This window comes from Pseudomonas rhodesiae, from assembly GCF_007858255.1.
GTDB lineage: Bacteria > Pseudomonadota > Gammaproteobacteria > Pseudomonadales > Pseudomonadaceae > Aquipseudomonas > Aquipseudomonas rhodesiae.
Genome location: NZ_VFEU01000001.1, coordinates 117,909 through 132,449 on the forward strand (window position 1 = coordinate 117,909; position 14,541 = coordinate 132,449).

General features: G+C 59.2%; 14 protein-coding genes. 6 read left to right on the forward strand and 8 right to left on the reverse strand.

The window, feature by feature from the left end; genetic code table 11:
• Positions 1-112: 112 nt before the first annotated feature.
• Positions 113-1,639 carry a 2,3-bisphosphoglycerate-independent phosphoglycerate mutase gene (gpmI, locus tag FIV35_RS00495; RefSeq protein ID WP_034136536.1) on the reverse strand — a complete coding sequence of 509 codons (1,527 nt, stop codon included), beginning with the start codon at positions 1,637-1,639 and terminating at the stop codon, positions 113-115.
• A 151-nt stretch (positions 1,640-1,790) separates the two neighbouring features.
• Between gpmI and FIV35_RS00500 the strand changes: the two genes are divergently transcribed.
• From FIV35_RS00500 to secB, 3 genes are read left to right on the forward strand one after another with little or no spacing between them, the layout of a single operon-like run.
• Entirely contained in the window at positions 1,791-2,204 is a 414-nt protein-coding gene (locus tag FIV35_RS00500; RefSeq protein ID WP_034095444.1) for a rhodanese-like domain-containing protein, read from the forward strand.
• A 1-nt stretch (position 2,205) separates the two neighbouring features.
• The gene (gene grxC, locus FIV35_RS00505) at positions 2,206-2,460 is read left to right on the forward strand and encodes a glutaredoxin 3 (RefSeq protein WP_034136537.1); all 255 of its coding nucleotides are present in this window, start codon (positions 2,206-2,208) and stop codon (positions 2,458-2,460) included.
• A gap of 42 nt (positions 2,461-2,502) precedes the next feature.
• Positions 2,503-2,982: a protein-export chaperone SecB gene (secB, locus tag FIV35_RS00510; RefSeq protein WP_014716520.1), complete on the forward strand. Its 480-nt coding sequence runs from the start codon at positions 2,503-2,505 to the stop codon at positions 2,980-2,982.
• 126 nt (positions 2,983-3,108) lie between these two features.
• On the opposite strand, the gene FIV35_RS00515 is transcribed toward secB, so the two are convergent.
• Positions 3,109-3,564, reverse strand: a complete 456-nt coding sequence (locus FIV35_RS00515) for a tRNA (cytidine(34)-2'-O)-methyltransferase (RefSeq protein ID WP_034136538.1) — start codon at positions 3,562-3,564, stop codon at positions 3,109-3,111.
• On the opposite strand from FIV35_RS00515, the gene FIV35_RS00520 reads away from it, so the two are divergent.
• A complete protein-coding gene (locus FIV35_RS00520) occupies positions 3,563-4,003 on the forward strand; it encodes a hypothetical protein (RefSeq protein ID WP_034136539.1) in 441 nt (146 codons plus the stop codon). The two genes, FIV35_RS00515 and FIV35_RS00520, sit on opposite strands and share 2 nt — an antisense overlap.
• A 444-nt stretch (positions 4,004-4,447) precedes the next feature.
• On the opposite strand, the gene ntrC is transcribed toward FIV35_RS00520, so the two are convergent.
• The 5 genes from ntrC to glnA all read right to left on the reverse strand — a co-directional run bounded on the left by ntrC (position 4,448) and on the right by glnA (position 9,934).
• Positions 4,448-5,884: a nitrogen regulation protein NR(I) gene (gene ntrC / locus FIV35_RS00530; RefSeq protein ID WP_034095448.1), complete on the reverse strand. Its 1,437-nt coding sequence runs from the start codon at positions 5,882-5,884 to the stop codon at positions 4,448-4,450.
• Entirely contained in the window at positions 5,881-6,966 is a 1,086-nt protein-coding gene (gene glnL / locus FIV35_RS00535; protein ID WP_034095449.1) for a nitrogen regulation protein NR(II), read from the reverse strand. Before glnL ends, ntrC begins: the two co-directional genes overlap by 4 nt.
• A gap of 290 nt (positions 6,967-7,256) precedes the next feature.
• Positions 7,257-7,682, reverse strand: coding sequence for a cupin domain-containing protein (locus FIV35_RS00540; protein ID WP_034136540.1), 426 nt, complete (start codon positions 7,680-7,682; stop codon positions 7,257-7,259).
• A gap of 94 nt (positions 7,683-7,776) precedes the next feature.
• A complete protein-coding gene (locus FIV35_RS00545) occupies positions 7,777-8,322 on the reverse strand; it encodes a chorismate mutase (protein ID WP_034136541.1) in 546 nt (181 codons plus the stop codon).
• A 205-nt stretch (positions 8,323-8,527) separates the two neighbouring features.
• Positions 8,528-9,934, reverse strand: a complete 1,407-nt coding sequence (gene glnA / locus FIV35_RS00550; protein ID WP_034136542.1) for a type I glutamate--ammonia ligase — start codon at positions 9,932-9,934, stop codon at positions 8,528-8,530.
• A gap of 334 nt (positions 9,935-10,268) precedes the next feature.
• Here glnA and thiI point away from each other — a divergent pair, with 334 nt between their 5' ends.
• Positions 10,269-11,723: a tRNA uracil 4-sulfurtransferase ThiI gene (gene thiI, locus FIV35_RS00560; RefSeq protein WP_034136543.1), complete on the forward strand. Its 1,455-nt coding sequence runs from the start codon at positions 10,269-10,271 to the stop codon at positions 11,721-11,723.
• A 139-nt stretch (positions 11,724-11,862) separates the two neighbouring features.
• Entirely contained in the window at positions 11,863-13,683 is a 1,821-nt protein-coding gene (gene typA, locus FIV35_RS00565) for a translational GTPase TypA (protein ID WP_016972267.1), read from the forward strand.
• 193 nt (positions 13,684-13,876) lie between these two features.
• On the opposite strand, the gene FIV35_RS00570 is transcribed toward typA, so the two are convergent.
• Positions 13,877-14,311, reverse strand: a complete 435-nt coding sequence (locus FIV35_RS00570) for a YkgJ family cysteine cluster protein (RefSeq protein WP_034136544.1) — start codon at positions 14,309-14,311, stop codon at positions 13,877-13,879.
• Positions 14,312-14,541 lie beyond the last annotated feature (230 nt).

A 14,541-nucleotide genomic window follows, 5' to 3' on the forward strand; every position in this document is an offset into this window, starting at 1 on the left:
CGGGCAAGCGGACAAGATAGGCGCCGAGTGGCGGTGGTATGGCAAAAAGATATCTTCCAAACATTAAAAGCCAGTGTGGGAGGGGCAAGCCCTCTCACACTGTTTGTTTGGATCAGACCAGGATTGAGGTGCCAGTCATCTCTTTGGGCTTCTCCAACCCCATCAGCATCAGCATGGTCGGTGCCACATCCGCCAGCACGCCGCCTTTACGCACTTTGAAATCGCGCTTGCCGACGTAGATGAACGGCACGGGCTCGGTGGTGTGGGCGGTGTGAGCCTGGCCGGTGGATTCGTCGGACATCTGCTCGCAGTTGCCGTGGTCCGCCGTGATCAGCGCTTCGCCGCCGACTTTTTCCAGGGCGTCGACGATGCGGCCGACGCAGGTATCCAGGCATTCCACCGCCTTGGTTGCGGCTTCCAGGTTGCCGCTATGGCCGACCATGTCCCCGTTGGCGTAGTTGACCACGATCACGTCGTAACGCTGGTGGTCGATGGCGTCGACGATTTTGTCGGTCACTTCCGGTGCGCTCATTTCCGGCTGCAGGTCGTAGGTGGCGACTTTCGGCGATGGAATCAGGATGCGCTCTTCGCCTGGGAACGGTTCTTCGCGACCGCCGGAGAAGAAGAAGGTCACGTGAGCGTATTTCTCGGTTTCAGCGATACGCAGTTGGGTCTTGCCGTTTTTCGCCAGGTAGTCGCCCAGCACGTTGTCCAGGCTGCCCGGTGCGAAAGCTGCGGGGGCGGGAATGCTGGCAGCGTATTGGGTCAGGCCGACGTATTGCACTTTCGGCTGGCGGGCCCGTTCAAATTCCTTGAAGTCGTCTTCAACGAATACGCGGCTCAGCTCGCGGGCACGGTCGGCACGGAAGTTCATGAACACCACGGCATCGCCGTCTTCGACTTTGACCGGCTCGCCGATCGTGGTGGCCTTGACGAACTCATCGCTCTCGCCGCGGGCGTAGGCGGCTTCGAGACCTTCCTGGGCAGTGGCGGCGTTGAACTCGGCCTGGCCGTCGACGATCAGGTTGTAGGCTTGGGAGACGCGGTCCCAGCGATTGTCGCGGTCCATGGCGAAGTAACGGCCAATCAGACTGGCGATGCGGCCCTTGCCCAGAGCGGTGAAGGTGGCATCCAGCAGTTCGATGGACGATTGCGCGCTTTTAGGCGGTGTGTCGCGACCGTCGAGGAAGGCGTGCAGGTAAATCTTTTCGGCGCCGCGCTTGAAGGCCAGTTCGGCCATGGCCACCAAATGGTCCTGATGGCTGTGCACGCCGCCGTCGGACAGCAGGCCCATGAAGTGCACGGCCTTGCCGGCCGCGACTGCTTTATCCACCGCCGCGCAGATGGTCGGGTTCTCGAAGAACTCGCCATCGCGGATCGCTTTGGTTACGCGAGTGAAGTCCTGATAGACCACTCGTCCGGCGCCGAGATTCATGTGGCCGACTTCCGAGTTGCCCATCTGGCCGTCCGGCAGGCCCACGTCCATGCCCGAACCGGAAATCAGGCCGTTGGGTACGCTGGCCGTGAGGCGGTCGAGGACGGGCTTGTTAGCCGCGTATACGGCGTTGTCGTGGTGGCTTTCACTGTGTCCGAAGCCATCGAGAATTATCAGGACCAAAGGTTTAGGCGTGGTAGTCATAGATCCTCTCGCGGCGTTAATAAAGGAAGGCAATTGAAAAGGGAGTGGCAGTTTAAAGCGAAGTTCCGAGCACGTCACCGCTTTACGGGGGTTGGCCCCCCCTGGCGGCTGTGTATACTTACCGCCATTTTAACGCCCTGGAACCTCCTTGATGGTTGATCACCTGATTGCATTTGCCACTGCCCATTATCTGCTTGTGGGTGCCTTTGTCATTCTGCTGGCGCTGCTGATCGCTCATGAAATGAGCCGTGGTGGCCGCAGCCTGAGCACGTCGGAACTGACCGCACTGGTCAACAAGGATGAGGCCGTTGTGGTGGATATCCGCCCGGCCAAGGATTTCGCCACCGGCCATATCGTCGGCGCATTGAACATCCCCCAGGACAAGCTGATCGCCCGCCTGGCCGAGCTGGAAAAGCACAAGGCCAAGACCATCATCCTGGTCGACGCCCAGGGCCAGCACGCCGGTACCCACGCCCGCGAGATGCTCAAGAGCGGCTTCACCGCCGCCAAGCTCTCCGGTGGCATCAGCAGCTGGCGCGCCGATAACCTGCCGCTGGTGAAGTGATATGAGCCAGGTCGTCGTATATTCCAGCGATTGGTGCCCGTACTGCATGCGGGCCAAGGCCCTGCTTGAGAAGAAGGGCGTTGCGTTCGAAGAGATCAAGGTCGACGGCAAGCCCCAGGTGCGTGCCGAAATGGCCCAGAAAGCGGGGCGTACGTCCGTGCCGCAGATCTGGATCGGCACCCGGCACGTCGGTGGTTGCGATGACCTGTTTGCTTTGGAGCGCGCCGGTAAACTCGATGTGCTGCTGTCCGCCTGACTCCCAAACCCTTAAAGACCCCAAGATAGAGAAGGATCTGCGATGACTGATCAACAGAACACTGAAGCAGCAGAAGCCCAAGGCCCGCAATTCTCGCTGCAACGGATCTATGTGCGTGACCTGTCCTTCGAAGCGCCGAAAAGCCCGGCCATCTTCCGTCAGGAGTGGACCCCAAGCGTTGCCCTGGACCTGAACACCCGTCAGAAAGCCCTGGAAGGCGATTTCCACGAAGTGGTGCTGACCCTGTCGGTTACCGTCAAGAACGGCGAAGAAGTGGCTTTTATCGCTGAAGTGCAACAGGCCGGTATCTTCCTGATCCAGGGCCTGGACGAAGCTTCCATGAGCCACACGTTGGGTGCGTTCTGCCCGAACATCCTGTTCCCGTACGCTCGCGAGACCCTGGACAGCCTGGTGACCCGTGGTTCGTTCCCCGCATTGATGCTGGCGCCGGTGAACTTCGATGCCCTGTACGCGCAAGAGCTGCAGCGTATGCAGCAGGAAGGCGCGCCGACGGTTCAGTAATCTGTAACCGACGCAGCACCCAATGTGGGAGGGGGCTTGCCCCCGATTGCGGTGGATCAGTCACACATAAGTTGACTGACACTTCGCCATCGGGGGGCAAGCCCCCTCTCACATTTGTTTTGTGTATTACTTGAAACCGAGTTGGCGCCAGCCTTCATAGACCGCCACGGCGACGGTATTGGACAGGTTCAGGCTGCGGCAGCCCTCGCGCATCGGCAGGCGCAGGCGATGGCCGTCGGGCAGGGCGTCGAGCACATCGGCGGGCAAGCCACGGCTTTCCGGACCGAACAGAAACGCGTCGCCTTCGGCAAAACGGGCATCATGAAATGCTCGCGAGCCTTTAGTGGTAAACGCGAACAGCCGTGGATGGCCGAGGCTTTCCAGGCAACTGGCCAAATCGGCATGGCGCTTGAGGGTGGCGTACTCGTGGTAGTCCAGTCCCGCGCGGCGCAGACGCTTGTCGTCCATGTCAAAGCCCAGGGGCTCGATCAAATGCAGGTGGCAGCCACTGTTGGCGCACAGCCTGATAACGTTGCCGGTATTCGGCGGAATTTCTGGTTGAAAAAGGATGACGTGAAACATGCACGGCTCCGAAGGCAAAGATGCGCTGCATTCTACCCCCGAAGAGGATCCAAGGCCGAAGCTATTGCCGAGGGTTATGGGGTCATTGGCGATTGTCGGCTTGATGGTGGGCCTGATGATCGGCCGCCTGACCATTCCCGACCCGGTTGAGTTGCAGCAGGTCGAAACGGCGCCGGACGGTGTGGTGGTGTGGTTCAACAGTGAACCCCAACTGCACGGCGAGCATATCGACGGCACCGTGGCACTGTTGTTCGACGCCCAGGGCAAGGCTGCCAGTGGGCAGCTCAAGGTCAACGATAAGGACGTGAATTGGCGCATTCGCAAGACCGATGGTGGCTTGCTGCTGAACCTGGTGGCGGCGCGACCGTTGCGCGGAGAGTGGAAAGGCGCTGGGGTCGACGGCCGCTGGCGGCTGGAGATCCATCTCCAAGGGCAATAAAAGAGGGAGTTCCCGGCCTGCCTGTACCAGGGCTCCCAAAACGGGGTGAAGCCGTAAAGGCTTCGGTGTTAAAGAGGGGATTCTCGGCCTGCCTGTACCAAGGTCCCCGAAACTGGGTAGTACCAGGGTTATTGCAGGGCGCGTGCCAGAGTTTGCAATTTTCGCCAAAAAATCATGCCGAAAAGCGCAAAGCCCCGGAATTCGGGGCTTTGGCGGTTTAAACTCAGCAGCGTTGCTAAGCGGTGGTGGTGTTCAGGCGCTCGTATCGGTGCCCGATGCCGGTTCATGGTGCATTGAATCGGTGCACGACCCTGAAGCTCTGTGACGGTCAAAATGTGGGAGGGGGCTTGCCCCCGATGGCGGTGTATCAGGCACAGAGGTTGTGACTGATCTACTGCTATCGGGGGCAAGCCCCCTCCACATTAGACCTCGGTAGATTGGAGATCAGGCGTCGTCGCCCTCGTCATCGTCACCGCCATCCACCTTCATGCCCAGTTCCTTGATCTTGCGCGTCAAGGTATTGCGCCCCCAACCCAGTAATACAGCGGCATCGCGGCGGCGACCGGCGGTGTGCTTGAGGGCGGTTTCGATCATGATCCGCTCGAAGGCCGGCACGGCGCTGTCCAGCAGGTTCGACTGGCCGCGTGCCAGGGCCTGGTCGGCCCATTGGCGCAGGGCCTGTTCCCAGTTGGTCACCGGCGCGGAGTCCTGCGGCAGGCTCAGCAGCTCCGGGGGCAAGTCGCTGATGTGCACTTCGCGCCCGGACGCCATCACCGTGATCCAACGGCAGGTGTTCTCCAATTGGCGCACGTTGCCGGGCCATGGCAGGTTTTTCAGGTATTCCTCGGTCTCGCTCTTGAGCAGCTTCGGCTCGACGGCCAGCTCCTGGGCGGCGCGGCTGAGGAAGTGACGGGCGAGGGTCGGGATGTCTTCGCGACGATCCGACATGCGTGGGATATGGATGCGGATCACATTGAGGCGGTGGAACAAGTCCTCACGGAATTTGCCCGCGTGCACCAGGGTTTCCAGGTTCTGGTGGGTGGCGGCGATGATTCGCACATCGACCTTCACCGGGGTGTGCCCGCCGACGCGGTAAAACTCGCCATCGGCCAGCACACGCAGTAAGCGGGTCTGGGTGTCGGCGGGCATGTCGCCGATCTCGTCGAGGAACAGGGTGCCGCCATCGGCCTGTTCGAAGCGACCGCGACGCAGGTTGGCCGCGCCGGTGAAGGCGCCTTTTTCGTGGCCGAACAGTTCCGACTCCATCAAATCCTTGGGGATTGCCGCCATGTTCAAGGCGATAAACGGCGAGGCCGCCCGTGGGCTGTGACGATGCAGGGCGTGAGCCACCAGCTCTTTACCGGTACCCGATTCGCCGTTGATCAACACGGTGATGTTGGAATGACTCAAGCGCCCGATAGCGCGAAACACTTCCTGCATCGCCGGCGCTTCGCCGATGATTTCCGGGGTGCGCGTCAGTGTCGGCGGCGCTTCCTGGTTCTGCTGTTCCTGGGCGTGCTGGTTGGCGCGCTTGACCAGCGCCACGGCCTCGTCCACATCGAAAGGCTTGGGCAGGTATTCAAATGCGCCGCCCTGATAGGACGCCACGGCGCTGTCCAGGTCGGAGTGGGCGGTCATGATGATCACCGGCAGGCGCGGGTGCTGCTCGCGAATCCGCGCCAGCAGGTCCAGGCCGCTGGCGCCGGGCATGCGGATATCGGAGATGATCACGTCGGGCTGCTGGCGCGCCAGGCGGCTCATCACGCCGTCGGCGCTGTCGAAGCTCTGGGTGGTCATGCCTTCCTGCTGCAAGGCTTTCTCCAGGACCCAGCGGATAGAACGGTCGTCATCGACGATCCACACAGTTTCACTACGGCTCATGTCGATGGGGCTCCTTGTTCCAGTGGCAGAAAGATCGAGAACGTGGTGTGGCCGGGATGGCTCTCACATTCGATCAGGCCCTGGTGCTGGCTGATGATGTTCTGGGTGATGGACAGGCCCAGCCCGGTACCGTCCGGGCGGCCGCTGACCATGGGAAAGAAAATGGTTTCCTGCAGTTCCGCAGGAATGCCCGGGCCGTTGTCGATGATTTCGACTTTAGTCACCAGGCGATGGCGCACGTGGCCAATAGTGAACTGACGCAGGGCGCGGGTACGCAGGCAAATGCGGCCCAGGCGCAGTTCGTTCTGACTGCTGATGGCCTGCATGGCGTTGCGCACAATATTGAGCACTGCCTGGATCATCTGCTCGCGGTCGATCAACACGTCGGGGATGCTTGGGTCGTAGTCGCGCACCAAGGTGATGCAGCCCTGGCTTTCGGCTTCGACCAGTTGGCAGACGCGCTCCAGCACTTCGTGCACGTTGGTCAGCGCCAGCGACGGCAACTTGTTGGAGCCAAGCATGCGATCCACCAGATTACGCAGGCGGTCGGCTTCTTCGATGATGACGTTGGTGTAGTCCTTGAGGTTCTCGTCCGGCAGCTCGCGGGCCAGTAACTGCGCCGCGCCACGGATTCCGCCGAGTGGGTTCTTGATTTCATGGGCCAGGCCGCGCACCAGCATCTTGCTGGTTTCCTGCTTGGACAGCTGCGCTTCCTCTTTGGTAATGCGCAGCAGGCGATCGCGGGGGTGTACTTCAAGCAGTAGCAGGGTGGCGCCGTTGCTCAGGATCGGGGTTACGGCGTAGTCGACGGTGAGGGTCTGGCCGGTAAGGGCGGTGAGCATCGCTTCGCGCTTGGTGAAGGGATGCGCCTGTTCAACTGCCTGGCGCAACGAACTCAAGGCCTCGGCCGACTCGGTGAACAATTCGCTGATGAACTGCCCATGGCTGCGCTGGCCGCTGATGGCCAGGAGCATTTCCGCCGCCGGGTTCATGTACTCAAGACGTAGATCGTCATTGAGCAGGATGGTCGCGGTGGTCAGGTTGTCGAGTAGCAAACGGTGCAGTGCATCGCTGATGGTCATCAGGACCTCTTTTGGAGCAAGGCGCGGGCTTGAGGCACACGCTGATACCAAGAAAATGCAAAAACCAAACCAAGGCTCCGAAAAGAAGCGCGCAGGCCCTGAAATAAGGGTTTTTGGCGCGAAACTGTGGCGTTCTGCCAGCTTTATCGTGAAGTTTCGAACCAAAATGGGTTGGCGGGTTGGGTAGGGTGCAACTTGTCGCACCAATATAGTGCGAAATGGTTGTGTTTGTTCAGGAAGTGCGAAGGCAGGATCGTCTGGGGCAAACGATCCTGCGTTGCGTAAGGCGGTCAGTGGGTTTGCGAAAGCGGTATACCGGGGCTACCGGCATAGAACACCAGCAGTTCGACCGGCGTGTCGCCCGTACTGCCGCGATGCTCGATGCCCACCATTTCGGCCAGCGTATCGCCTTGGCGCAATGTGCGGGTGGCACCGCTCTCACGGGCTTCGACCAGCAGTTCGCCGGAAAGGATATACGCCGCATTGGGAATGGGATGGGAGTGCCACGGCAATTGGGTATTGGCAGGGATGTTGAGACGTATCAGGGTCAACTGTGGAGCGCCTGAAGGGTAAGCCGTGTAAGGCGTGCCGTCCCATGACTCGCTGCTTTGCAGCAGTAACTCGGTTTTGATGGGGGCCGTATTCGGTTGTGGGGTGGTGCAGCCGAGCGCGGACAAGCACGCGGCTGCAGCGATCAAGCCGTTGAAGGATTTCATGGGGCCATCCTGTGTGGTCAATGACCCGTCAGGCTAGGGTGAGCCCCCAATCGGAAGATGCCGGAAAGTGCCTAGGATGAGGTAGTCCACGTATTTATTTGCTGGCGGGTGCCTGGAGGCATAGCTCGCCAGTGGCGCGGGCTCTTGCTATCTGCATCAAGGGCTCGTGCAGCGGCTCGTGAATCGCCCTGGCCACCCATTGAGGGCATTGCGGGTTGTTGCGCTGTGGGGCGAAGTCGGCTAATTGCTGCAAGAGGCGCTTTTGCAACTGATCCAACTGCGGGCGGATTTTACCCACCAAGTCCGGGCGTGGCAGATCCGGGGCCTTGCCCATGAACTGCCAGTCGGACAAGCGCGTGTATTGCACGAGTTTGTTGGCCTCGATCTGCGCGGCGAAAAACTGCTCGGCAACGGCGGGGTCGAGTTTGTAGTTGGGCGCCTGGGCGGCGACGCTGGCGAGCACTTCCTGTTCGCGCTGTTTATCTTCTACCGGCTTTTTGCTGTCCCATTTACTCAGCGCGACCTGGTCGGCGATGGCTAGGCGTTCGGTGATGCTGTTGAGTAAAGGTTCCAGGCTGGGCGGCGCAGCGCTGGCGCTGGCGCTGACCAATAACAAAGCGAACACAAGTCGACGTTTCAAGGCTGTTCTCCTTGTGGGAGGGGCTACATCCGATGGCAGAGTGTCAGCCAGCACCTGTATCAGCTGATCCACCGCTATCGGGAGCAAGCTCCCTCCCACCTTTTTGATTGGGTTTGCAGATACGGAGCTATGTAATGTCCGGGCAAAAAAAAGACCTCCCGAAGGAGGCCTTTTTCATCGCGCTACGTCAAGCAGCGCAACCGGATCAGCAGCTGTAGTACAGCTCGTATTCCAGAGGGTGTACGAAGGTGCGTACTTTGATTTCTTCTTCGCTTTTCAGGGCGATGTAGGCATCGATAAAGTCGTCGCTGAACACGCCGCCTTTGGTCAGGAACGCACGGCCCTTGTCCAGCTCTTCCAGGGCTTCTTTCAGGCTGCCGCACACTTGTGGGATCTCTTTGGCCTCTTCAGGCGGCAGGTCGTACAAGTTTTTGTCGGCGGCGTCGCCAGGGTGGATCTTGTTCTGGATGCCGTCCAGGCCAGCCATCAGCAGGGCGGCAAAGCCCAGGTATGGGTTGGCTGCCGGATCCGGGAAGCGAGCTTCGATACGGCGAGCGCGAGGGCTGGACACGTAAGGAATACGGATCGAAGCCGAACGGTTGCGAGCCGAGTAGGCCAGCATTACCGGTGCTTCGAAACCTGGGACCAGACGCTTGTAGGAGTTGGTCGAAGGGTTGGTGAAGCCGTTCAGGGCCTTACCGTGCTTGATGATGCCCCCGATGAAGTACAGGGCGGTGTCGGACAGGCCGGCATAACCTTCGCCAGCGAAGGTGTTCTTGCCATCTTTGGCGATGGACAGGTGAACGTGCATACCCGAACCGTTATCGCCGTACAGAGGCTTAGGCATGAAGGTAGCGGTACGGCCGTAAGCTACGGCAGTGTTGTGCACGCAGTATTTCAGGGTCTGAACTTCGTCAGCCTTGGCCACCAGGGTGTTGAACTTCACACCGATTTCGTTCTGGCCGGCAGTGGCCACTTCGTGGTGGTGCACTTCGATGACCAGGCCCATGTCTTCCATGGCGTTGCACATGGAGGTACGGATTTCGTGGTCGTGGTCGAATGGCGGAACTGGGAAGTAGCCACCTTTGATACCTGGACGGTGGCCATGGTTGCCGCCTTCCACGTCCTGGTCGGACATCCACGAACCTTGTTCGGAGTAGATTTTGAACATGGAGCCGGAGATGTCGGATTTGAACTTCACTTCGTCGAAGATAAAGAACTCTGGCTCCGGGCCTACGAATACGGTGTCACCGATACCGGTGGACTTGAGGTATTCCTCGGCACGCTTGGCGATAGCACGTGGGTCGCGGTCGTAGCCTTGCATGGTCGAAGGCTCGATTACGTCGCACACCAGGATCAGGGTCGGTTCTTCGGTGAATGGGTCCAGCACGGCAGTGCTGTCGTCCGGCATCAGGATCATGTCGGAGGCTTCGATGCCTTTCCAGCCAGCGATGGAGGAACCGTCGAACATTTTGCCTTCTTCGAAGAAAGCTTCATCCAGCGCGTCGCGAGCCGGCATGGTCACGTGGTGCTGAGTGCCTTTGGTGTCCGTGAAGCGCAGATCAATCCATTTAACGTCATGATCTTTGATGAGTTGAACCGACTTCGACATAGTGTCCTCCGGGTGGCTTCGGGCTGGGGTAGTGGAGTTAGCCCTTAGAATGTGGGTGATGCCGGCGCGGATACTCCGCCATGGCAACCTGCCTCACAAGAGAGCAAATTGCATGCCAGTGCGCCAACATGGGTTTTCTGTTCCAAAAACGCCCCTATAAAGGTGCATTGCGACAAAACCGCAAAAACAGCGCACCGCAATGTGGCGCAACTCGTGTTAAACGCACTGCTTTAGTGCGTGACGGTTGAAGTGCATATTAACTGGTTAAACCTTGAGCGATTTCCGCTATAATCCGCGCCCCCCTTTTTCGGCAGGCCCTGCGCGCGCTGTTTCCATGAAATTAATCGTTAAAGTCTTCCCCGAGATCACCATCAAAAGCCGACCGGTACGGACGCGTTTCATCCGTCAGTTGGCCAAGAACATCCGTGCCGTGCTCCGCGATCTGGACCCGGCTGTGGTGGTGAACGGCGTGTGGGACAACCTCGAACTGGAAACCCGTGTTACCGACCCCAAAGCCTTGAAGGATATGACCGAGCGCCTGAGCTGCATGCCGGGTATCGCGCATTTTCTGCAGGTGGACGAATACCCGCTCGGCGACTTCGACGACGTCACCGAGAAGTGCAAACGGCACTACGGCAGCTCGCTGGAAGGCAAGATTTTTTCCGTGCGCTGCAAGCGTGCCGGCAAGCATCCCTTCAGCTCGATGGACGTCGAGAAATACGTCGGCAGCAAGCTGCGTCGCGAGTGCGGCGCCGCCGGAATCTCCCTGAAAGCGCCGCAAATTGAAGTGCGCATGGAAATTCGCGACCAACGGTTGTTTGTGATCCACAGCCAGCACAACAGCATCGGCGGCTACCCGCTGGGCGCCCTGGAACAGACCCTGGTATTGATGTCCGGCGGTTTCGATTCCACGGTGGCGGCCTACCAGATCATGCGCCGCGGCCTGATGAGCCACTTCTGCTTCTTTAACCTGGGCGGGCGTGCACATGAATTGGGCGTGATGGAAGTCGCGCACTATATCTGGAAGAAATACGGCAGCTCCCAGCGTGTGCTATTTGTGAGCGTGCCATTCGAGGAAGTGCTGGGAGAAATTCTCGGCAAAGTCGATAACAGTCATATGGGCGTAGTATTGAAGCGTATGATGTTGCGCGCTGCGTCCCGAATTGCCGATCAATTGCAGATCGACGCGCTGGTGACCGGTGAAGCGATTTCCCAGGTGTCCAGCCAGACGCTGCCCAACCTGTCGATCATCGACTGCGTCACCGAGAAACTGGTGTTGCGTCCGCTGATCGCCAGTCACAAGCAGGACATCATCGACCTGGCAGAGCAAATCGGCACCGCCGACTTTGCCAAACATATGCCGGAGTACTGCGGGGTCATTTCGGTGAACCCCAAGACCCACGCCAAGCGTCACCGCGTGGAGCATGAAGAGAAAGAATTCGACATGGCGATTCTGGAGCGTGCGCTCGAGAACGCCAAACTGGTCCCGATCGATCGCGTGATCGACGAGTTGGGCCAGGATGTGCAGATCGAAGAAGTCAGCGAAGCCCTGGCCGGCCAGATCGTCATCGACATCCGTCACCCGGATGCCGCCGAGGACGAGCCGCTGGAGATTCCTGGCATCGACGTACAAACGCTGCCGTTCTATGCATTGAACGCGCGTTTCAAGGAACTGGATAACAGCCGTCAGTACCTGTTGTATTGCGACAAAGGCGTCATGAGTCGCCTGCATGCTCACCATTTGCTCAGTGAGGGGCATGCCAATGTGCGCGTTTATCGACCGAGCTAAGAGCCCGGGGCTGTTTGCCTGTGGCCTGCGTCACCGGCCCCCCGACTCTGCCGTCAAGCTGTAACGGCAAGGCCTGACTCTACTGTTAATCGCTGCCACGACCTGACAGCACACCGAATCCTCTGATCGAGATACACAAGTGATCGAAAATCTACGTAACATCGCCATCATTGCTCACGTTGACCATGGTAAGACCACCCTGGTAGACAAACTCCTGCGTCAATCCGGCACCCTGGAGCGCAACGAGCTCAACGACGAGCGCGTGATGGACTCCAACGACCAGGAAAAAGAGCGCGGTATTACCATCCTGGCGAAAAACACCGCCATCAACTGGAACGGCTACCACATCAACATCGTGGACACCCCGGGCCACGCCGACTTCGGCGGCGAAGTAGAACGCGTGATGTCGATGGTCGACTCCGTGCTGCTGCTGGTTGACGCTCAAGACGGCCCTATGCCGCAAACCCGTTTCGTGACCAAGAAGGCGTTCGAAGCCGGCCTGCGTCCGATCGTGTGCATCAACAAGGTTGACCGTCCAGGCGCGCGTCCGGACTGGGTTCTGGACCAGATCTTCGACCTGTTCGACAACCTGGGTGCCACCGAAGAACAGCTGGACTTCAAAGTCGTCTACGCCTCGGCCCTGAACGGCATTGCCGGTCTGGACCACAACGACATGGCCGAAGACATGACCCCGCTGTACCAGTCGATCGTCGACAACGTACCAGCACCGGCTGTTGACCGTGACGGCGCGTTCCAGATGCAGATCTCCGCACTGGACTACAACAGCTTCCTGGGTGTTATCGGCGTTGGCCGTATCGCTCGTGGTCGCGTCAAGCCGAACACCCCGGTTGTGGCTATCGGCGCCGACGGCAAGAAGCGCAACGGTCGTATCCTGAAGCTGATGGGTCACCACGGCCTGCACCGCATCGACGTCGAAGAAGCTGCAGCCGGCGACATCGTGTGCATCAGCGGTATGGACTCGCTGTTCATCTCCGACACCCTGTGCCACCCGGACACCGTAGAAGCGATGAAGCCGTTGACCGTCGACGAGCCAACCGTTTCCATGACCTTCCAGGTAAACGACTCGCCGTTCTGCGGTAAAGAAGGCAAGTTCGTGACCTCCCGTAACATCAAGGAGCGTCTGGACAAAGAGCTGCTGTACAACGTTGCACTGCGCGTTGAAGAAGGCGACTCGGCCGACAAGTTCAAGGTCTCCGGCCGTGGTGAGCTGCACCTCTCGGTACTGATCGAAACCATGCGTCGCGAAGGCTTCGAAATGGGTGTTGGTCGTCCGGAAGTGATCATCCGTCAGGTTGACGGCGTGAAGCAGGAACCGTTCGAAAACGTCACCATCGACACCCCTGAAGAATCCCAGGGCAAGGTCATGGAAGAGATGGGCCTGCGTAAGGGCGACCTGACCAACATGGTGCCGGATGGCAAAGGCCGTGTTCGTCTGGAGTACAACATCCCTGCTCGCGGTCTGATCGGTTTCCGTAACCAGTTCCTGACCCTGACCAACGGTGCTGGCATCCTGACCTCGATCTTCGATCGCTACGACACCATGAAGTCCGGCGACATGTCCGGCCGTCAGAACGGTGTTCTGGTTTCGGTTGAAACCGGCAAGGCGCTGACCTACTCCCTGGAAACCCTCCAGGCACGCGGCAAGCTGTTCGTTGAACACGGTCAAGAGATCTACAACGGTCAGATCGTTGGTCTGAACAGCCGTGACAACGACATGGGCGTCAACCCAACCAAAGGTAAGAAGCTCGACAACATGCGTGCTTCGGGTAAAGACGAAACCATCGCCCTGGTTCCACCTGTTCGCTTCACCCTGGAACAGGCCCTGGAATTCATCCAGGACGACGAGCTGTGCGAAGTCACGCCGAAGTCGATCCGCCTGCGTAAGAAGATCCTGGACGAAGGCGAGCGTACCCGCGCTGCCAAGAAAGCCAAGAACTGAGATAACTCAGGCTGAATGAAAAACGCCCCCGGTCGAAAGGCCGGGGGCGTTTTTTTATGCCTGCAGTTTTTGGGGTGGCTGTTCTGGCCTCATCGGGGGCAAGCCCCCTCCCACCTTTGAATGTGTTCACAGATCAAAATGTGGGAGGGGGCTTGCCCCCGATAGGGCCCTCAAGCCCCCCACAAAACCCGGATCAGAACTTATCGAGGGTCTTGAAGTTAGTCTCGCGCACCACTTCCTTGAGCTTATACGCGCAATACCCCGGCCGCGGCCCGATCTTCGGGTGATTGCGGCAAGTGTCCGGGCGTTTGTCATAAATAGTGCAGAAGCGGGTTTTACGATCCAGGTACAGGCAGTCGTTGTTGCTCATGCGCTGCAGGGTAAAAATCTCGGATTTGTTGTTGTAGCGCTCGACGATGCCTTCCTTCTGCAACCGCTTGGCGATGTTCTTCGGCGGGTCGCCGCGTTCGAACTCATCGACGATACCAATGCGGATCAGGTCCTTGATCTTCACCTCAACCGGCAGCGTGCAGCAGCTGGACACGCAGCCGCCGCACATATGGCTGGAGTATTTCTGCCAGGTTTCGAGACGGTCGAGTTCCGCGGCGGCGATCAGTTGAGGCTTCATCAGGGTTCCAGGGTGGGGCGGTATCAGGGCGCGCGATCATACCGGGATTGGTGCTTTTTTGAACAATATTTTGCGGTTTTCGGCTAAAAGGCGGCGCGGCGCAGGATCGGGCACGGCCCCTGCATCTAATTCCGGCAACGGTGAATGAGTTAAAAAACTGCCGAACCAGAGCCTCTGCCGTCTGTCAGACCGACTAGGCTCTAGCAACTCCTTCAATCTCGCCCGAGGTC